Genomic DNA, 20,155 nt, shown 5'->3' with positions numbered 1-20,155 from the left:
TGTTGGCGTCAGCTTGTCTGGTCTGCCCGGCCGCTTGAGAGACACTTGTGGCGTCAGATCCACTTGAAGAAGCTTGGCCGTCGGGCCTGTTGCCCTCCCGACCCTGTGCTCCTGAACCCTGACCGGACCGGTTTTTCCGGCGCCGTCGGTTTCGTCCCTTGCGCTCGTTGAGCGCTGCGTTTTGTCCGGACACATCAGGGGCACGTCGCCCGGATTCGGGCGGTTCCTGACCTGAATGAGTCACGTTTTTGCCTTTCGATGCCTCAGGTATATGGGCGTTTCAGCGCGCCACGTACCCGGAGCAAGTCCTTTAGTTGGGAAAACTGTATCAGGTTGACCGCCGCTCGAAAAGAACCCCGCTTGGCAAATTCTCTAAGAGACGGCAGGCTGTTCTGCAGGTGTGCAAGGTCCGCGGACTTTTGTGATCAAAAAAGCTAAAACTTGCTCTTGCATTTGAGGGGCGGTTGGATGTATACGCCCCTCACCATTCGGGATGCCACCGTGCGCCTCCGCCCGCACCAACATGCGTGGCCCGGATTGGGGAATAGGTTAACGGTAGACCCGCAGACTCTGACTCTGTTAGTCCTGGTTCGAATCCAGGTTCCCCAGCCAATTATTCTGTAAGTCATTGATTTTGCGTTATTCTATCCTGTTCCGGATCGAATTTCGGCAATTTATTCAACTGGCACACAAAACCAGACCCCAGAAGTTTTGCGTCTTGTCATAGCATCACTGTTGGGGAATTGGGCAAAGGTCCCGTCGGCAAACTCTCAGAACCTCATGCGTGTTGGCAAGGCTTGTTACCGGCGACCACACTTTCATGATTCACTTTTGAACTAAGATCCAAACCACACGCTTCCATTGAGCATTAAACCGTCGTGCTCTTTAATTTCAGTACGCAAAGCACGCAGTTAGGTGGAGACATGTGCCCTTCAGAAGGACCCGAAGTGCACGCCAGTTACCGGTCATGTCCGCAGCAAAAACTGTTCTTCCAAGATCAGCCAGACACCGACTTAGCTATTAGCAGCACCGATCCGGTGGAGGCGATGGAGAGCATCAGGATGCGCCCCGCCGCCTGCGTCATGAACCTTCGTGCCCAACGCCCAAAACCGTACCCGATCAGCAGCCCCGGAAATAGCAACAGGCCATCCAATGCCAGACGGACATTGAACACCCCCACATAAGCAAGCGCACAAAGAGAGGTTATGTAGGAAAACGTGAAAACCAAAGCCATGGTCGGGCGCGTTTTTTCCAATGGCTCGTTTTGGTACATGATAACAAGCGGGGCACCTGGAATGCCTGATGTTGATCCCATGATGCCGACGGCCACGCCGCATATGGAGAGGTTTCGAGGTGTGAATGGCGGCGCCTTTGCAAAGATCGAAATTGCAACGGCCAGCAGTATCAAGCTCGCAAACACGACAGCCATGCTGTCCCCAGGAATGCGGCTCAGGATGGCAGCACCGATGAGTGTGCCGAACAGAATGGCCGGACCAAGCGCCAAGATCTCGCGGCGAACGACATGAGATCTCCCATCCCCAAGCATGACGACAGACAAAAAGAGATTGATGAACAACATCGGCCCCGGCACGAAACTGATGCTCACAAGCGCCAGCAACGGCGCGGCAATCATCGCGAACCCCATGCCGGTGGAAGTCTGGACCAAAGCGGCGATCACGACGGCGCAATTTGCCAAAAAGAATGCGTCCAGTGCGTGACTCACTTCCACGAAAAGGCTCCCTGTCCTGTCTTCAACCTCTTGGTTCCAGACAGCTGTTCCACCGCCACCGGACCAGACCCGTTGATTTGATTGGGGTACAAACACCCAGACAAAGCGGTTTGCGCGCTTTCAAAACCCGAGCTGGGAGCTGTGAACCTTAAAATGGCGGCGCGCGCAGACTTTCTGTGAGCGCGCGCCTTTTCTGCCACTTGTTCGCGACGGGTTAGACCGCCTGCTCCATCATATCCGCAGGATCGATGCCGGCGACGCCAACCGGTTTTTTCATTGCGTCACGGCGGAAGGGTTCTCCCAATTCCTGATTGATCATCGCCTCGATCAACGTGGTCTTTCCGGCCTTTTGATCTTCAAGCGCCTGGTTCAGAGCGTCGGTCAGTTCTTGCATGGTGCGGGCAACAACGCCCTTCAACCCGCAGGACTGGGCGATCCCTGCGTAAGAGACCCCTTCATCAAGTTCCGTGCCGACGAAGTTGTCGTCAAACCAGAGCGTCGAGTTGCGTTTTTCCGCGCCCCACTGGTAATTGCGGAAAACGATCTGAGTAATTGCCGGCCATTCGCCGCGTCCGATCGCGGTCAGTTCGTTGACAGCGATGCCAAAAGCACCATCACCTGCAAAGCCCACCACGGGCACATCCGGGCAGCCGATCTTTGCCCCGACAATTGATGGCAAGCCGTAGCCGCACGGGCCAAAGAGCCCTGGTGCGAGGTATTTGCGGCCCTCTTCGAAGGACGGATAGGCATTGCCAATTGCGCAGTTGTTGCCAATGTCGGATGAGATAATCGCCTCTTTCGGCAGCGCTGCCTGGATTGCGCGCCATGCCATACGCGGGCTCATCCAATCCGGCTTAGCCGCACGTGCGCGTTCATTCCATGTTGTTCCTGGATCGTCATCTTCATGATCCATCGAAGACAATTGCTGCGCCCAACGGGACTTGACGAGCGAAACACGCGCCAACCGTTCATCGCGTCCATCATTGCCCGCAGTATCCGACAGGTTCGCCAGGATACCCTCCGCGACCTTTTTCGCGTCACCGACAATACCGACCGTGACCTTCTTGGTCAGACCGATCCGGTCTGGATTGATATCAACCTGAATGATTTTCGCATCCGTTGGCCAATACTCCATGCCGTAACCGGGGAGCGTTGAGAACGGGTTCAATCGCGTACCGAGACAGAGAACGACGTCGGCCTCCTTGATCAGTTCCATACCGGCCTTCGACCCGTTGTATCCCAGAGGCCCGGCAAAAAGCGGGTGCGAACCCGGGAAGGCGTCGTTGTGCTGATACCCCACACAAACGGGCGCCGAAAGACGCTCAGCCAGCGCAACAGATGCAGGAATTGCGCCCGAGAGGACCACTCCCGCACCATTCAGGATGACAGGATTCTTGGCGGAACTCAGAAGCTCGGCAGCCGCGGCAACAGAGTTTTCACCGCCCGGCGAAGCTTCGAAAACGATCGGGTCGGGGATCTCAATGTCGACGACCTGTGTCCAGAAATCCCGCGGCAGATTGATCTGGGCCGGGCCACTCAGGCGGCGGGCTTGCGAGATCACACGCGTCAGAACCTCGGCGACACGCGTCGGGTCACGAACCTCTTCTTGATATGCCACCATATCTTCGAAAAGCTTCATCTGCTCGACTTCCTGGAAGCCGCCTTGTCCTATGGTCTTGTTCGCTGCTTGCGGAGTAACCAGCAAGAGCGGTGTGTGGTTCCAGTAGGCGGTTTTTACTGCAGTTACGAAGTTGGTAATGCCCGGGCCGTTTTGCGCGATCATCATCGACATTTTACCGGTAGCGCGCGTGTAGCCGTCAGCCATCATCCCAGCGCTGCCTTCATGCGCGCAGTCCCAGAAGGTAATGCCCGCAGTCGGAAACAGATCAGAGATCGGCATCATGGCGGATCCGATTATGCCGAATGCATTTTTGATTCCGTGGCGTTGGAGAACTTTGACGAAGGCTTCTTCAGTCGTCATTTTCATGCCGTTACTCCCTTGGAGATGAACATTGGAACTGGAATTCGGGGCGCTACATTGCGCCAACTTTCTGGTCTTCCAGGATCATGTCGGACACTTTCTCACCGATCATGATTGCTGGAGCGTTGGTATTGCCCGAGACGATTTCGGGCATGATCGAGCAGTCAGCGACACGCAGTCCCTCAATGCCGTGAACGCGCAGTCGCTCGTCGACAATGGCGCCTTCGCCTTTGCCCATCTTGCAGGTGCCGGTTGGATGATAGATTGTCGTCGAATTACTCCGCGCCCAGTCGAGCGTGGCTTCGTAGTCGTCTATATCAAGCGAGGCGTCCGGCCGGAATTCTTCTGAAATCTTATGCTTCAGCGGAGCATGCTGAGCGATGCGCCGGGCAATGTTGATACCGGCCACGATCGTCCGGCGATCGGTCTCGGTCGCTAAATAGTTTGGATGTATTTTCGGATAAACGCTGGCATCCGGCGACGCAAGACGGATTTCACCGCGGCTTTCCGGGCGAAGTTGGCAAACCGACATCGTAAATGCCGAAAACGGATGAACGCCTTCTCCAGGACTGTCGGCTGACCAAGGCTGGACGTGGAACTGGATGTCCGGCGTATCAACGTGATCACCTGTGCGCAGGAACCCCGTCGCCAAGCTTGCGGCCATCGTCATCGGTCCGGCCCGGAACAGCGCGTATTTCAATGCGATACGTGCCTGGTTGAGTAAACTGCGAACTTCGTCGTTCAGTGTAGGCTCATTACACTTGAAGACGAGGCGCGCCTGTAGATGGTCCTGCAAGTTCTTACCGACGCCCGGCAGGTCAGCAACAATATCAATACCGTGCTCTTTCAGGTGTTGGGCCTCCCCGATTCCCGACACCATCATAAGCTGCGGTGAGCCGATTGCGCCGGCCGAAAGAATGACTTCCGCGCGTGCTTTCACAGTGTGCTCGCGCCCTTCAGTGTCGCGATAGACGACACCTGTTGCGCGGCGCCCTTCAAAAAGGATGCGTGTCGTTGCTGCCCGGGTCACAATCTTAAGGTTCGAACGCGACCGAACCGGTTTCAGGAACGCAACGGCAGAGGAGCATCGCCGTCCGTTGCGCGTCGTGAGTTGAAAATACCCGACGCCTTCCTGTTCAGCGCCATTGTAATCGGGATTTAGAGGATAACCCGCAGCCTGGGCTGCCTCCACCCAGGCATCGCAGATAGGCCTTCGCAGGCGCATGTCCGATACCGACAACGGACCGCCCTGCCCGTGGTATGCATCAGCGCCACGCTCTTGATCTTCCGAGCGCTTGAAAAGCGGTAGGACATCGTCCCAGCCCCAGCCTGTATTCCCCATTTGACGCCAGCGGTCATAATCTTGCGGTTGCCCGCGAACATAGAGAAGGCCGTTGAGAGACGAAGACCCTCCGAGCACTTTCCCACGCGGCCAGTCAAGTTGCCGGCCATTCAATCCTGGATCTGGCTCTGTCTTGTAACACCAGTCGACACTGGGGTTATGCATGGTCTTGAAGTAACCGACCGGAATATGGATCCACGGGTTTCGATCCGCGCCACCCGCTTCCAGAAGGAGGACCTTGGTGTTCGGATTCGCACTCAGCCGATTTGCGATCACGCATCCCGCCGAACCGGCGCCGACGACCACAAAATCTGCTTCCATTTTCAAAAAACCCTCCATCAGATGCAATTATCTCTATGCAAGTTACCAATACTAATCTAGCTTTTTTTGATAAATTCAGTATCATTAATTCACAAAATGGGAGGAATAGATGGGAATTTATGATCGCATAAAGGGTGTCTCACGCCGAGATTTCTTCAAAATTGCAGGAACTTACGGCATGAGCTCGACGCTCTTTGCCGCAGGCGCGTTCGGTGGTGTGATGACGGCGGCGAACCTCGCCAAAGCGGCGGAGTCCACCTACAACAAGCGCTTCGCAAAGGACGCTAAGCACACTCTGAAGTTCGGCGCGGCCGGATTTAACCCGCAAAACCTTTTGATCGAGCGGGCCGGTTGTCTTGAGTTTGCCCGTGACCTGGAGGAGCGTACGGACGGAGAAATCCGCATCGAATTCATCGGCAATAACCAGATTTGCGGCCAGCTCTCGTGCGTCGAGAAAGCACAGCAGGGGATCATCGATCTCTATGCCGCGTCGACCCAGAATTCAGCCGGTGGCGCGCCCTACCTTAACGTCCTTGACTATGCGTATATGTTCCGCAGCCGCGCTGACCAGTACTACTTCATGTACTCACCGGAATCGCAGCGGATACTGCGCGAACCGTTCGAGAAGCGTCACGGACTGAAGTTCCTGTTCACACACGCTGAACTTCGGGGCATCCAGCTCGGTCTTTCCTGGCAAGACAAGGAAACGGTCACATCGATTGACCAACTGGCAGGCACCAAGAACCGCGTTACGGGAACGCAGCTTGGCCGGATCGCAATGAATGCACTCAACCTGAACCCCGTGCCTGTCGCGTGGGAAGAGACACTTGACGGCCTCAAGCAAGGGTTGATCGATGGCGCTGAGACATGGGCTTCGGCCGTGGCCTATGCCAACATGTCGCCGGTTGTGAGCCAATGTGTTGACCTGCGGTTCTTCTGCGGCACCGAACACACGGCGATGACCGTATCAACCTTCGACAGCCTGAGTGGCGAGTTGCAGGATGCCGTTATGGAATCCTCATACCTCACCCAAGTTCACGTTCAGGCAGCAAACGAGGCCGCTCTCGTCAATACCGTCGGTTTCTCCAACCCGCAGTTGCCGGACACGATTTTCGCCCAGAACAATGTTCGGGTTGCGTCTCTGTCGGATGCTGAAATTCGCAAGGCCGAAGAGATGTGCTCGCCGGAGTTCCAACCGCAGCTCTGGGAGCAGTGGCGCGAACGGATCAACGGCTGGGCCGGTGGCATCGACACCTACCAGGATATTTACAACGAGGTGCGCAACAACCCGCACACCCTCGCTGAAAATGTTGAACCACGCCGTTGGTGGAAAGGCTGATAAAGTCCCAATGCCTATCGCCGGAGGGCCTCCGCAAAGAGTGTGTGAGGGCCTCCGGCAAAGAACAAATGACCGGATAATCCCGGCGACAATAGGAAACAGGGAGGACGGCCGATGGAGCTCTGGTCCGATTTGGCAGCGCTCATCAGCGCGCTTGGAAGTCAAGATTCTTGGACGATCCGGCAGGCGCTTTCACCTAATACGGTCTACATTTTCGGTGCTGTGTTCCTCGCGATCTCAGGTATGCTACTTGCTTGGATCTACCACCATGTCCCCGTCATTGAACGCTACTTTGAACGGACCGTTATGGTGACCTGCTATCTTTTGACGGCAGCCATCATCTTCTGGGGCGTCATTGACCGTTTCGTCTTCTCAAATCAGCAACCTTGGTCAACCACCATTCCCCCGTTTCTTTTCATGATCATGGCGCTCTTCGGGGGAGCCTACAACATTCGGATGCGGACGCATCTCAGCTTCTCTGAATTCCGAATGATCATGCCGCGGACGGCACAGTTCGCCTGTCTGCTTCTCGATTTCGTTCTTTGGTTTGGCTTCGCGCTTATTCTTCTCGTGACGACCCTGCGCGTTGTTGCGCTGTCCGCTTCGAACTTTCAAATCGTTCTGGGAACAGACAACACCATGCAATGGTGGTTCCTGTTGTCGGCTCCCATCGCCGCGACCCTCATGGCGGCGCGTGCGGTTGAAAACATCGAAGATGACATAAAAAACATGCGCGCTGGCAAACCCCTCCTCCGGCAGGCGGTTATTGGAGGAGATACCTGATGACCGATGGAACACTTGTCACGCTGATCTCCGTCGGAGTTACGATACTTTTCATGCTGGGCGTCCCGGTGTTTTTGGTGATTGCCTATTGGGTGGTTGGCTGCTCATTCGTTCTTGGGCTGACCCTCGACAACATGGGCGCCGAGATCCTTAACGTCTTCAACAAGGGCTTCGCGCTTCTCGCGATGCCGCTTTTCATTCTAACTGGGGATCTGATCAACAAGTCCGGAATTGCCCGGCGGTTGTCGGACTTCGCTTATGCTTGTCTTGGGTGGCTCCGAGGCGGGCTGGCCATGGCCTCGCTCGGCGCTTGCGGTCTGTTTGCCGCGATTTCAGGTTCAAACTCCGCCACCACCGCAACGATCGGTTCGATGTTGCATCCCGAGATGGTCAAGGGCGGCTATGATGAGCGCTTCTCCGCCGCAACAGCAGCAGCAGGTGGAACTGTCGGTATCATCATACCGCCGTCGATTATTTTCATCGTCTATGGGTTTCTCATGAATTTGCCGATTTCGGACCTGTTCGTTGCGGGTATCGTGCCTGGCGCGCTCATGGTCATCGGAATGCAATTCGCCTGCTGGATCATTTGCCGCCTCAACGGATGGGGCTTTTTGATCCCACTCCAGTTGAACCGGGTGCTTAAAACCGCTTTCGGTGCATGGCTTGGCTTCTTCGCAATTGGTCTTGTCCTTTGGGGCATCTACACCGGGAAGTTTTCGCCGACCGAAGCAGCAGGTGTCACAGTTGGTTTCTGTATTATCGCAGGGCTTCTATCCTGGCTCGTCAGCCGCCTTACGCGCCAGAACCGCGATCGCACGTGGCAGGAAAAGAACTATGCGGAAATGCTGGTCGTCGAGGGCTTCACGCTCTGGCAGGTGCCGGGGATCACGATGCGTTCGGCCGAGATCACCGGCATCCTTGCTCCGTTGATCGCAATTTCTGTGGTGATGCAACAGATCCTATCGCTACTCGGAGCGCAGCAGGTTATCGGCGATTTCGTAACCTCCATGGGCGGTTACTATGCCGTTTTGTTTACCGCGATGATTATCGTGTTTTTCTCCGGCATGGTGTTGGAATCCCTTCCGGTCACGATCATTCTTGCGCCTATCCTTGCCCCGATCGCTGCAAGTGTGGGTGTCGATCCGATCCACTTCTCGGTAATCTTTCTCGTTGGCGCTTCTATCGGGTTTATTACACCGCCTTACGGACTAAACCTTTATGTGGCATCTGGCGTAACGGGAGTGCCATATTTCCGGCTCTTGCGCTATACGGTGCCTTATCTGGTAGCGCTGATCGGAGTATGGATATTTGTTTCTCTTACGCCCGAGGTCGCGCTATTCTTGCTTCCAGACAGATAGGGAAACTGAATGTCGGTAGACGCAGAAGCGGATGCAAAGGGACAAATTCCGACGAACCTGAGGCTTTTGCTGATCTTCGAAGAGGTCGCACGCTCCGGGGTTCCGGTTACTGGCGCCACATTGGCCGAGACACTGAACCTGCCCAAACCCACTGTTTACAGGCTTTTGACCACAGCAGAAGAAGAAGGGTTTCTACAGCGCGACGTCGACGGTAAATCCTTTGGGCCGGGGCGCAGGCTCCGCCACCTTGCAGGCAACACGCTGTCATCGCAACGGATGAGGACCGAGCGATTGATCGTGATGAAAGCCCTGGCCGAGGAGGTGGGCGAGACGTGTAATCTCGCTGCGCCCGGCCGGTTTGGAATGGTTTATCTTGACCGAGTCGAAACGCATTGGCCGTTGCGCATTCAGCTGCGCATTGGGTCTCATGTCCCGTTCCATTGCACGGCAAGCGGTAAGATGTACTTGTCGTCATTGCGAACGGAGAAGCTGGACCGCTTGCTGTCCTGGATGGAGTTCGAGAAACACACGCCAAAGACAATCACCGATAAAAATCTTTTGCGTGAGGAGCTCGCAACGACCCGGGCCAGGGGCTATTCAACCGACAATGAAGAATTGCTGGAAGGCATGGCAGCGATTGCAGTGCCCCTGAAGGATAGCGAAGGCCGATTGCTTACGACGCTCTCCATACACGCACCCGTACAACGTTTGTCCTTCGAAAACCTTGTATCGGTGTTGCCAGCTTTGCGGGAGGCAGCCGCCAAGATCGAGGAACTCGCGCTAAACTGATCCAAGCCACCTCAAAAGAAGGTTTCTGCGCGATAGAAGTTAAGCCTGAATGGCGTTTCCCGCGAAAGCGCAGGCACGTGACTTCAGCTGAAACAGGTCACCTAGGGTTGGGGGTGGAGAAAGGCACTTACCCGCCTCTAACTCTTAAAAAACCTAACGTGTTGCCGGCGACGCTGTCCAACGCTGTGCCAGCTGGCGAAAGCCCGGTGCCGAGTTTCGGAAGGGAACCGGTCTTTTTGTCAGGCTTAGACTTCAACTCACCTGCTAAGGGAATCTGCCTTTACGTCACAGGACGCCGTCATGGCGTCAGGCTCCCAATAGAGGTCGACGTGGCTGAATTCCGCGAATGCGCGGACTTCGAGGGTGTTTGTCAGCCGATCAATGAAATTTGTGGAACAGATCGACGTCGCGGCGCTCGGCCCATAGATCACCATCGTTGGTTGCGTGATTTTATCTGCGTAGTGCTCGGCAATGTAGATCAACGATTGCATTGGCTGATCGCCGAAATGTGCTGCGGTGAAGTTCTTGACCTTTCCGGGGCCTGCAACGCTATCCTTGTAGGTATCGTCTGACATCGGAATGCTCGAGGCATTGAACTCTTCTTGGGTCATGTTGTCTTGTAGAACGATCTGCCAAGTGTAATCCGCTTCTCCAGTCTTAATCATTTTTTGCTTAGACGCACTTGCATCGGCAGCGTCCGGCCGGCCCATCGACACAGCCCGGCTGAAGTCCGCCCAGAAGGTGACGGCCCTCCTGGTTCAGAAACTCGGCGACGACTACCAGCCGTTTTTCATGCGTCTGGAAACCGAGCTCGCACAGCACGAATCCAAGGAAGCCGCCCGCGCGCGGGTGCAAAAGGTTCTGGAGGATGGGTGAGGATCGGCAAAGAGCACGGCCCATGTTCACGGCCCGTTTTTACGCCACACACCCGCACATTCAGGCAAGAAAAGCCCCGACACCCCCCTCTGATGTCATCCACGACTTGATCGGTGATCCACTCGATTCCAGAGGCTCGCGAAAGACCGATCACGCCACCCAACAGACAGTATCAAACGCCAAACCGAAAAGGCCGGTCAGGGACCCTGCGACCCCATAAACCCATGGTCCTCGCGCGACCATCAATGCACCCAATCATTGAACTTCAATAGTGATGTTCGGCTGTTCGCCAAGAACTAACTCAAAAACTTCCGAGGTGGCGTCATTGCCGATTTGCAATTTGTGCCGGCCGGGTTTGCCAATCCCAGTTCCCTTCGGAGTTCCCCAGGCAAAACCTGTTTTAACAAATCCTGATTTGTCGTCACGCTCTGACAATAGTGTTACCCCTTTGACAGCTCCGCCATCTTGTTTGGTGACGTTGTAGCTGAACAAGACAGCGTCCATTGTGAATGGACCCGTCAGCTGATCCCCAGGCTTGACTTCGATTGGAAACCGTTTTTCAACGCGCCCCAATTGACGATCCATCACAACCTCAAGATCATACTTGCCGGGCTTTACAGTTTTTTTGGTGCCATAGTATCCGATGATAACCTTGCTGCCAGAGCCTTCCGGGAACAGCGTCAGAAAACCGAAATTTACCTCCTGCTGTGCACCCGCATTGAGAAAGACCTTTGGCGCGACAGTGCCACTGCGCAGGTCAAAGGTGTGTTCGACCTGTTCGCCCGCAACCAGTTCGATTTCGGTCGAATCCGTAACGTTGCCGCCCACGTTGACCGTGACCTTGTATTTTCCTGCATTGAGCCATGTTTCGGCCGGCGCACCCTGGTTGTTGAAAGCTGAGGCAATTTCACTGCCAACTTCACCGTTCACCACCGGGTAGAACTTGTAGAGCGCTGTTTGTGCGACTTGTTTGTCTTCCTCACTAACAAGAGCAAATGTTGTGATGCTACCTGCGTTCAGGTTGAGCGCGCCGATCTGCTGACCGTCTTCACCAATTTCAATCTTCCCCTTAGCAACGGCAGTGGAATTGAACAAGCGCGCGGTGACGTCATATGAGCCGGAAGCAAATTGGTGTGTGTCCTCAGGATAGATGACGCCGAGGCCCGCGTGATGTTGAACGCCGTCCTTGAGTACATTCCAGTTCACGTCCAGGGGCTTTAGTCTGTCACAGGTCTCGCACAGTTTTCCATAGAGCAGCGTTGAGGGATCTTCTTGTGTTGGAACGGGCAAACTGTCATTGCCCTGGCCCGCACTGGTATTGCCCGCGCCATCGTCAGTGACGACGGCGACCGTATTCGTGATCGCTTCCTTCAACTCTTGGGCATTATTGGCTCGGAAGAACTGGCCGCCTGTGGACGTCGCAATGCATTGCAACTGCTCGAATTCCACATCGTTCACATCAAATCCGATCACGTGAGCCCTAAAGTTCACATTGAGTTGTTTGATGACCTGGACTTCCTGGCAAGGGTTTCTTTGGCAAGTTTCTAATCCATCCGACACGAGTACGATGTCGACTTTTTTGCCCGTAAACGCACCCGTCGAAACGGCCGCCAAACCAAGGGAAGCCGCAATTGGCGTTTTTCCTCGAGGGCTGACACTTTGCACTTTCTGGATGAAAGCCTGACGGTCTCCAAAACCTGGTGTCGAGATGATCTCAATGTCGTTGCAATCATCCTTGCGGCGATGCCCATACATCATCAAACCCATGGGCGTTGAGAAATCCCAATCCCGGATCAAGTCCGTCATCGTGGTTTTGGCGATCGATATTTTCGCCTCGCCGTCAATCTGTCCCCACATGGAATTGGACCCATCCAGAACCATCATGACAGTTCGTTTTTCCGGGTCACTTGCCAATTCTTGTGCATTCAGCGGCCCAGGGAGCGCTGAAAGACCGAAAGAACACAGGGTTGCAAGAAGCACTCTTTTCAGGGGGCTTGAAAGGCTCAATGGTCTACTCCGAAACAAATGAAATTGAGTTGGAGAATGGTCGAGCGAAGAAATGCCCGTCTCCAATCTCGTTTTTTTGATCCACCGCCAATACTGAGGAACGAAAAACGGTTGCCGACAATAGGCACGCACGCTGTTGAGAAGTTGTGATCATACTTTGTCCAAAATGTACTTTTGAAAAGACGGGCAATAAAACATTGATATCTTCAGTATGCGGTTTGGCTTCGAGACCCTGATAGAACAATAACGATCGATAATTGGAAAGAGTTTGCTTGAAGTTTTTTGGAAACGGGCGAATATTTCTGGAAATTTCCAACTATTCCTTGAATTGTAACGCACAGTTTTCCCGCTTATGAAAACCCAATGTCCGCCAAAGACAGGCCATGCCGCCTTCGGAACATGTTTGAGCGGACTGATACGCGATGTCGGAATTGCCTCCGATAATCAGCTTGCGCGCAAGGCTATGTGGCTCAAACAAGCGCAAGTCATGAAAACCGATCAGGACGGCGAGCAGCGGCGAGTTTCCGGGGTCTAGGATCTGGTATCCACGTCCGGCGCCAATCCCGCGGCTGCGGCGGCACCTGCTCTAAACCGCCGAAAAACGGTCCGGCAACATACCTCTGCCGGTCAAGGGCGTTTGCCTCAGCCAGAACGTATTGGAAACACCAACTACGATCTGAGGGGGGCAAAGGCATCACCAATCCAGTGCGCCAGGCGTCGTGCCGCCTCACTCAACTCCGAACGTCCTGGATCGATCAACCCATAGTTTGATCCGTCTTTAACAAACCCGAGCGGCGCGATCAGGCGCCTTCTTTCGATATCATCGCAGGCCACGATATGTGGGCAAACCGCGACGCCAAGCCCGCTGGCGGCTGCTTCAGCCAGCAGGAAATGGTGATCAAACAATCTGATTTCCGCAGGTTTGGGTGCCTCCGGGTTCTGATCCAACCAGGCCGACCATGCATCCGGCCTGGTTTTGCTGCCCAGACCGATAAAGCCGCCGGCTTGGAAAGCACCAAGCATTTCCGGAACCATCACGACCCCCACCCTCTCACCAAACAACGGGATAATCCGCCAGTCGGGATCAACTGGAAAATCCAGACGGCGCACGGCCAGTGTCACACCATCCCGAGCGAAATTAAGTGTCCCACCACCAACAGACAAGTGGACCGGGATATCGGGGTGTGCCTCCTGAAACTGGCTCAGTCTGGGGATGAGCCATCGCATAGCGACAGATCGCTCACAGGAAAGCACGATCGGCGCATGCGTTTCCTTAACGCGGATCGAGGTCAACGTTTTGGAGATCAAAGCGAGAGCCTGGCCGACAGCCTCGGAGAGAACCTTGCCCTCCGGGGTCATGGCAATGCCGCGCCCTTCAGGGGTGACCAAGGGAATTTGCAGATCGCGAGATAGCTTGGTGATGCGCCTACTTACCGCCCCGTGTGTTAAGGCCAAATCGTCGGCGGCAGCCCGCACAGAGCCAAGCCTTGCAACGGCTTCAAACGCACGCAGGTCATCGAGGGAGGGAATTTCGGATCTTTTCATTTGTGATAAATTATCACCGATACTGGTCAAAAGAAATAGATTTATGGAGATTATCCGTTTGTTATGCTCACCATATGAAGCAAATGCAACGACCTATCCCTCAGATTGGCATTCTGGCAGATGACTTGACCAGCGCAGCTTATGGCGGCGCGCCCTTCCGGCGAACTGGTCTTTCTGTAACCGTAACGCGTGGAGCCTTAGGCGTTGTGCCAACACCTTCGGAAGTATGGTCCGTTGATTGCGCCACCCGGTCACGGAGTGCGGATGCGGCGACCAAAATGACAGCTCAAGCAACGCAGACGATTGGCAGCGCTCCGGTTCTTTACAAAACAATCGACAGCACCTTGCGGGGGCACATTAGAGCGGAAATTGGAGCAGCTTTTCGCGCCAGCGGGCGAAAGCACCTCGTGGTGACGCCGGCCTTTCCGGACGCCGGGCGCGTTACCACTGGTGGCATTCAATATGTGAACGGCGTTCCCGTGTGCCAATCGTCCTATGCCGACGATCCTGCCCATCCTGCCACAACATCGCGCATCTCAGATCTCCTGCCATCCGCGATCCCGGATGTAACCATTCTGGATGCGATTACACAGGAGGAACTGAACCGGAAGGTGGCCGAGATAGAAGACACTGAAGATACACTTTGGGTTGGCTCCCCGGGAATGGCAATTGCATTGGCCAATCGGTTTGCGAAGGTGCGTTCATATGAATTTGCACTCCCCGACTGCGCCTCGATTCTGATCGTGGTCGGCAGCGCAAATCCGGTTAGCCATCGGCAATTGACACGGGTTGCGCAGCACGATCCCCAGACCAAGTGCCTTCAGGTGCCAAGCGATCGGGCCAATACGCCTGCCCAGGTCCTTTCCGACCTTGTGGAGCAAGCCATGGGTCATATCAGAGAATGTGACACGCTGATCGCAACCGGCGGGGACACGATGGATGCCCTGTTGAACCGGCTTTGTATTTGCCAGTTTACCTTGATCGGCGAATTGCAGCGTGGCTTTCCCCTTGCCACCGCCACGCTGCCAGATGGGCGCGCGTTTACGCTTGGAATAAAGGCTGGTGGTTTTGGCGATGACGCTACATTGCTGCGCGCGGTCGATGGGCTGAGCGCCGGGAAACAGAAGGCAATTAGATGACTGATCAAGAAAAACCCTTGGCCATCACAATGGGCGACCCATCCGGGATCGGGCCAGAGATTATCGCGAAGGCGTTGATCGCACGGCCCGAGGTGCGCGCCTTGGTGTTCGGCTGTCCGAGCGTGATGGAACGAGCTGTCGGAATTGTTGGGGCCGTACATAATGTACGGGGGTTGCGTTGCGTGCAAGACGCTTGTTTCGCACAGGGGGAGATCGAGGTCGTGCGTTGTGGCAAGCTGACCGAGCTTCCCGCATTGGGACAAATCCGGGCAACAAGTGGGCGAGCCGCTTATTGCGCTATCCGGCAGGCCGTTGTTAGCGCGCTGGAGGGAGAAGTATGCGGGATCGTCACAGCCCCGATCCATAAAGAGGCATTGTCTCAAGCCGGGATTGCCTATCCTGGTCACACCGAAATGCTCGCCGACCTAGGCGGTGCAGACCGCGTCGCAATGCTGCTTGGAAATGACGAGATTCGAACCGTCCTCGTCACCATTCACTGCTCGTTATCGGACGCCATCACAGGCGGGAATTTCGAGGCGCAGAAGGCGGCAATAAGGCTGGCGCATGAGGGTGCCACAGCCTTGGGATACGACAATCCGCGCGTGGCTGTTGCAGGCCTGAACCCCCATGCCGGGGAAGGTGGAATGTTTGGCGGCGAAGAGATCGAGGTCATCACGCCTGCAATCAAGGCCGCTCAGGCCGAAGGCATCAACGCCTCCGGACCTTGGCCGGGCGACACGGTGTTTATGATGGCGCGCCAGGGTCAGTTCGATATTGTCGTGGCGCAATACCACGATCAGGGGCTGATCCCCATCAAATACATGGGACTAGAGAAAGGCGTAAACATCACCCTTGGTCTGCCCTTCGTGCGCACCAGCCCTGATCACGGCACTGCATTCGACATTGCCGGAACCGGCAAGGCCGATGCCGCCAGCCTTCTGACCGCGATAAGTTATGCGGGCAAACTCGTGGCATCCCAAGGTAAAGGAATCGCCTGATGGGACTTCGTTTTATCTTCATGCTCACCCGCAATGACATGACAGTTGAAGACGCCGAACAGCATCTAAAAACGGCGCTGGCCGCCGGGGTACACCACATAGGCTTCAAGGACGTGGGCCTGCCCTTTGAGCGGTTGAAAGAGTTGAATGCGGCGATCCAGGCTGGTGGCGCCACCAGTTACCTCGAGGTTGTCTCGCTGGACCGCGAAAGCGAAGTAGCATCGGCCAGGGCAGCAGTGGAGATCGGCGTCGACATCCTGTTGGGCGGCACGAATGTGGACGCCGTATTGCCGGTTTTGGCCGGGTCCGGCATTCAGTATTTCCCCTTTCCGGGCCGCATCGAAGGCCACCCCAGTGTGCTGACAGGCAACATTGACGAAGTGGTTGAAAGCGCTGTCAAACTGGCGGCACGCGACGGGGTGCACGGGCTTGATCTCCTGGCGTATCGCTCGACCGAGAATGTCACCGGATTGATGGCGGCTGTCTGCGCGGCGGTGGACAAACCGGTTATCATGGCGGGTTCGATCGGGTCGCGAGCGCGGATCGAGATCGTACGGCGCTCGGGCGCTGCGGGCTTCACAATCGGCACAGCGGCTTTGGACGGCGACTATCCGGCCGACAGCCCTGAACTGGAAACCCAGTTGCAGTCGATCCAACGGGATGTGGCCGGTGTCAATAACCATTTGTCGCCGCACGCGCCCAAGAACCTCGACCAAGCCTTTGCTTCGTTCACCGAGACCTGGAGCCCCCGCGTGGCGGGTCAGGTGAACAACATGATGATCAAACTGGCCAAGTTCGAAGGCGAATTTGTCTGGCACCATCACGAGACCGAAGACGAGATGTTTCTGGTGCACAAAGGCCGGTTGCTGATAAAGTTCCGCGACCGGGATGAGGTGATCAACGCGGGCGAGTTCATTATCGTGCCCCATGGCGTGGAACATTGTCCCGTGGCTCTGGACGGAACCTGCGAGGTTCTTCTTTTGGAACCCGCAACCACAGTGAACACCGGCAATGCCGACGACCCGCGCCGGGTGACCGAGCTGTCCAGGGTTTGAACTGTAGAAGCAAACTGAACGGCGGCATTCAGCCAGATTACAAAAGCACGTGCACCCGCAAGCCGGGACCATGGCCTTGCACAAGTACGGCGCAAGAGCATCAAGCCACTTCAGAGTGAAGGAAAACCTGAAAGCTGATACTCACCAAGGAAATTTTTGAAGTCGGCGCTGGCCCGAGCATACCACACTGTCAGTGTGTCACAAAAACCGGAAGCGCCACGCATCCGTCCCAGGCGAGCGCCGCCGCCGCGGTCCGCCAAAAAAGTAAGACTTGTTCAGCCCGTAATGGCATGACCCGGTCAGATGGCGTTTGACACGCGCTGTTCAGCGCCTTTCGCCGCATGGGCCAGCACGAGTGCAACGCCCGAAAAGCCGATCAGGATGGCGAGCAATGTCGCGGGCCCGGGGATCGCGTCCAGCGCCACGCCCGTGGCCGCGGCGGCGCCTGCGCCCATCAGGATGGTGATGGCCCCCGACAGACCCGACGCCGTCCCGGCCAGTTTGGGGTTCACCGACATGACACCCGCATTGGCCGACGGCATTGTAAGGCCGTTGCCGATGCCGATCGCAATCATCCAGGGAAAGAACGACAGTGCATCCGCGCGTCCAAGGGAAAGGAGCAGCGCCGCGATCAGGAGGGCAACCAGCGTGACGAGCCGTCCGGTCATCATCAGCAACGACAGGGGAACCTTCTGGCCCAAGCGGATGACAATCCAGTTGCCCAGCATGAAGCCAACGGGCGGCAGTCCCATCACGACACCGGTCCCAACGGGAGACATGCCGAAATACCCGGTCGCGACCAGCGGGATCCCGGTGATGTAGACAAAGAACACGCCGACGGAAAACGCCATGCAAAGCGTGTAGCTCCAGAACGCCGGGTCGGCGGCGAGAGCGGGATACCCCTTCAATTGGTCGCCAAAACTGCTGTGGCGGCTGGCGTTGGTCTCACCAACGTCTTTCCAGGACAACAGCCACAAAGCGGCGGCGGCAAGGGCAAAGGCCCAGAAGGTCGATCTCCATCCAAAGCCGCTTTCCAGAAGCCCGCCAAGCATCGGCGCAAGCATGGGCGCAAGAGCCATGGCCATGCCGATTTCACCCAGACGGACGGCAGCGTCTTGCGGTGCGGCGTTGTCCCTGACAATGGCCCGGGAGATCACCGCCGCGGTTGCAATGGCCCCTTGAACAAGGCGGAACACCATGAACACCCAAAAGTCCTCAGCGATTGCACACCCAACCGAAGCGGCAAGAAAAACTGTAACGGCTGCCAGCAAGATTGGCCGGCGGCCATAGCGGTCGGAAAGCGGTCCAACCACGATCTGAAGAAAGGCCGTCAAGAGCATATACAGCGAGATAGACAGACTGACGTAGGCATAAGACACACCGAAATCAGCGCTCATCGCGGTCAAGGACGGAATATGCATGTTCAGGGATACAACCGAGATCGCCGACAGAAGGATCAGGGAGATCTGGCGTGGCGGGGAACCGGCAGGACTGAGAGCCGTCAAATGCATTGCACGGCCTCCAGCCGCGTTATTCGGTCGTCTTTATGAATCCATCCGCAACGGCGTGTGGAATAGGCCCGCACCGGTGTCGGACAAAATGCCATATTGAACCTGTATCTGAATTCCCGCTGCCAAGTGAAGGTTTATATCGTTTTTCCGAGAAAGAACCACCAGTTGGCGGCAGTTTCTCGAACCCACCCGTCTCGACACCATGAAGAGCTCTAATCGACAGCGCAAGAGACCGTCCCGCGCGAAGCGGTGTCCAGGAGTGAGCCGGGCCTGCACTAATGGGACTTCAAACGTCAGGCTGTGAAGCCCCCTGTCCGTCCATGCGCCTCAAAACCGATTTCGCCTATATCGAAGCTAGGTAGACCGCCCGCGCGCGGGTGAAAAGGTTTTGGAAAACAGTTAACACGAGGGATCCCGTTGGCCGCACTAGAAAAGCAGACGCAGCTCGGAACCAAGCTCGCTGAAATCGGTGATATCTGCAAAAGCGACAGGCAGCATGGAGCGGACAGCGTTCGTCGGGAGCCTGTCACGCCAAAGACTGACTTGCGAACGTCGATGTCATTGCGAAGTCCTGTGATTTTTGGCATCCGAAGGGGTCAGAAATCCGCAAGAAGGTGCGCTGCTGTGTCATTGGGTAAGGCAATGGATCGTGAGGAATGGAGTTTCCCCGAAAGAACGCCCCTCTCCGGGCGGTACATCGAGTTGCAGCCACTGTCGGCAAAGCATCTGGATGATCTCTGGATGTGTGCCAAGGATGCGCCGGACAGCTTTACCTATTTGCGCTATGGCCCCTTCGACGACCGCGAACACCTGAAATCCCTGATCGCGGACTTGAGCTCTCGCGATACCCAGCCGTTCTGGGCTGTCATTGGAACGTCAGGCCGCGCGGAAGGCTGGCTTTCGATATGCGACGTGTATCAAGATGATGGTGCGTTCGAGATCGGAAGCATCTGGTTTTCGCCCGCTCTGCAAGGGTCGCGGGAGTCGCGGGAAGCCATCTTCCTTCTGATGTGCCTGGGCATGGATGATTTGCAGTATGAGCGGCTTGTGTGGCGATGCCAGGCGCAAAACGCCAAGTCGTTTCGTGCAGCTCTCAACCTTGGCTTTACGCACGAAGGCACTTGGCGGCGCGCAATGATCATCAAAAACTGGCAACGGGACGTTGCCTGGTTTTCCATATTGCGGGACGAATGGCCGCTGTGCAGAGATGCCTTCGAAAAATGGCTGAACCCCGAAAACTTTGACGCGCAGGGGCGGCAGATCGTCCGCCTTCAGGATTTTCGAAGCGGCGCAGACGATCGGTAGTTTGGAGGTCACCGACTTGGTCTGCGTTGAACCGGAAGATCCTACAACCTACGCCCGGCCGGTGACACCGGCCGGGC

The 20,155-nt window shown here is 56.0% G+C and carries 17 protein-coding genes and 1 tRNA gene; 11 read left to right on the top strand and 7 right to left on the bottom strand.

Going from position 1 to position 20,155, the window contains the following annotated elements:
- Positions 1-538: 538 nt before the first annotated feature.
- A tRNA-Gln gene (locus RBB44_RS09630) sits at positions 539-612 on the top strand.
- Between the two features lie 385 nt (positions 613-997).
- Here RBB44_RS09630 and RBB44_RS09625 read toward each other — a convergent pair.
- From RBB44_RS09625 to RBB44_RS09615, 3 genes are all read right to left on the bottom strand, one after another.
- Complete coding sequence (locus tag RBB44_RS09625) at positions 998-1,729, bottom strand: sulfite exporter TauE/SafE family protein (RefSeq protein ID WP_306147153.1); 732 nt, start codon at positions 1,727-1,729, stop codon at positions 998-1,000.
- A gap of 214 nt (positions 1,730-1,943) precedes the next feature.
- Positions 1,944-3,716, bottom strand: a complete 1,773-nt coding sequence (gene xsc / locus RBB44_RS09620) for a sulfoacetaldehyde acetyltransferase (protein ID WP_306147152.1) — start codon at positions 3,714-3,716, stop codon at positions 1,944-1,946.
- Positions 3,717-3,762: 46 nt separating this feature from the next.
- Positions 3,763-5,373: a GMC family oxidoreductase gene (locus tag RBB44_RS09615; protein WP_306147151.1), complete on the bottom strand. Its 1,611-nt coding sequence runs from the start codon at positions 5,371-5,373 to the stop codon at positions 3,763-3,765.
- 109 nt (positions 5,374-5,482) lie between these two features.
- On the opposite strand from RBB44_RS09615, the gene RBB44_RS09610 reads away from it, so the two are divergent.
- The 4 genes from RBB44_RS09610 (at position 5,483) to RBB44_RS09595 (ending at position 9,642) form a co-directional block, all read left to right on the top strand.
- On the top strand, positions 5,483-6,712 hold the full coding sequence (locus RBB44_RS09610; protein WP_306147149.1) for a TRAP transporter substrate-binding protein: 1,230 nt from the start codon (positions 5,483-5,485) through the stop codon (positions 6,710-6,712).
- A gap of 114 nt (positions 6,713-6,826) precedes the next feature.
- Positions 6,827-7,495, top strand: coding sequence for a TRAP transporter small permease (locus RBB44_RS09605; protein WP_306147148.1), 669 nt, complete (start codon positions 6,827-6,829; stop codon positions 7,493-7,495).
- Positions 7,495-8,853: a TRAP transporter large permease gene (locus RBB44_RS09600; protein WP_133949816.1), complete on the top strand. Its 1,359-nt coding sequence runs from the start codon at positions 7,495-7,497 to the stop codon at positions 8,851-8,853. The genes RBB44_RS09605 and RBB44_RS09600 overlap by 1 nt, the downstream gene beginning before the upstream one ends.
- A 9-nt stretch (positions 8,854-8,862) precedes the next feature.
- Positions 8,863-9,642, top strand: a complete 780-nt coding sequence (locus RBB44_RS09595) for an IclR family transcriptional regulator (protein WP_306147147.1) — start codon at positions 8,863-8,865, stop codon at positions 9,640-9,642.
- A 257-nt stretch (positions 9,643-9,899) separates the two neighbouring features.
- Here RBB44_RS09595 and RBB44_RS09590 read toward each other — a convergent pair whose 3' ends face one another.
- On the bottom strand, positions 9,900-10,307 hold the full coding sequence (locus RBB44_RS09590; protein ID WP_306147145.1) for a hypothetical protein: 408 nt from the start codon (positions 10,305-10,307) through the stop codon (positions 9,900-9,902).
- Between the two features lie 76 nt (positions 10,308-10,383).
- Between RBB44_RS09590 and RBB44_RS09585 the strand changes: the two genes are divergently transcribed.
- The gene (locus tag RBB44_RS09585; protein ID WP_306147144.1) at positions 10,384-10,518 is read left to right on the top strand and encodes a hypothetical protein; all 135 of its coding nucleotides are present in this window, start codon (positions 10,384-10,386) and stop codon (positions 10,516-10,518) included.
- 255 nt (positions 10,519-10,773) lie between these two features.
- On the opposite strand, the gene RBB44_RS09580 is transcribed toward RBB44_RS09585, so the two are convergent.
- Positions 10,774-12,399, bottom strand: a complete 1,626-nt coding sequence (locus tag RBB44_RS09580; RefSeq protein WP_306147317.1) for a VWA domain-containing protein — start codon at positions 12,397-12,399, stop codon at positions 10,774-10,776.
- 529 nt (positions 12,400-12,928) lie between these two features.
- Between RBB44_RS09580 and RBB44_RS09575 the strand changes: the two genes are divergently transcribed.
- Positions 12,929-13,060 (top strand): hypothetical protein, encoded by a 132-nt coding sequence (locus tag RBB44_RS09575; RefSeq protein ID WP_306147142.1) that lies wholly within the window; start codon positions 12,929-12,931, stop codon positions 13,058-13,060.
- Positions 13,061-13,194: 134 nt separating this feature from the next.
- Here RBB44_RS09575 and RBB44_RS09570 read toward each other — a convergent pair whose 3' ends face one another.
- Complete coding sequence (locus RBB44_RS09570; protein ID WP_306147141.1) at positions 13,195-14,070, bottom strand: LysR family transcriptional regulator; 876 nt, start codon at positions 14,068-14,070, stop codon at positions 13,195-13,197.
- 74 nt (positions 14,071-14,144) lie between these two features.
- Here RBB44_RS09570 and RBB44_RS09565 point away from each other — a divergent pair, with 74 nt between their 5' ends.
- The 3 genes from RBB44_RS09565 to RBB44_RS25505 are packed head-to-tail and all read left to right on the top strand — an operon-like array spanning position 14,145 to position 17,262.
- Entirely contained in the window at positions 14,145-15,209 is a 1,065-nt protein-coding gene (locus tag RBB44_RS09565) for a four-carbon acid sugar kinase family protein (protein WP_371932236.1), read from the top strand.
- Positions 15,206-16,207 (top strand): 4-hydroxythreonine-4-phosphate dehydrogenase PdxA, encoded by a 1,002-nt coding sequence (gene pdxA / locus RBB44_RS09560; protein WP_306147139.1) that lies wholly within the window; start codon positions 15,206-15,208, stop codon positions 16,205-16,207. The genes RBB44_RS09565 and pdxA overlap by 4 nt, the downstream gene beginning before the upstream one ends.
- Positions 16,207-17,262, top strand: a complete 1,056-nt coding sequence (locus RBB44_RS25505) for a cupin domain-containing protein (protein ID WP_371932235.1) — start codon at positions 16,207-16,209, stop codon at positions 17,260-17,262. The genes pdxA and RBB44_RS25505 overlap by 1 nt, the downstream gene beginning before the upstream one ends.
- 299 nt (positions 17,263-17,561) lie before the next feature.
- Here the strand turns inward: RBB44_RS25505 and RBB44_RS09545 are convergent, their stop codons facing one another.
- Positions 17,562-18,773 carry an MFS transporter gene (locus RBB44_RS09545; RefSeq protein WP_306147138.1) on the bottom strand — a complete coding sequence of 404 codons (1,212 nt, stop codon included), beginning with the start codon at positions 18,771-18,773 and terminating at the stop codon, positions 17,562-17,564.
- Positions 18,774-19,415: 642 nt separating this feature from the next.
- Here RBB44_RS09545 and RBB44_RS09540 point away from each other — a divergent pair.
- Complete coding sequence (locus RBB44_RS09540) at positions 19,416-20,078, top strand: GNAT family N-acetyltransferase (RefSeq protein ID WP_306147137.1); 663 nt, start codon at positions 19,416-19,418, stop codon at positions 20,076-20,078.
- The last annotated feature ends 77 nt before the right edge of the window (positions 20,079-20,155 follow it).

Origin of the sequence: Roseibium sp. MMSF_3247 (genome assembly GCF_030733765.1) — a bacterium.
Taxonomy (GTDB): Bacteria; Pseudomonadota; Alphaproteobacteria; order Rhizobiales; family Stappiaceae; genus Roseibium.
Note: the sequence above shows the minus strand (reverse complement) of the source record. Positions and strands in the feature narration are given on the sequence as shown.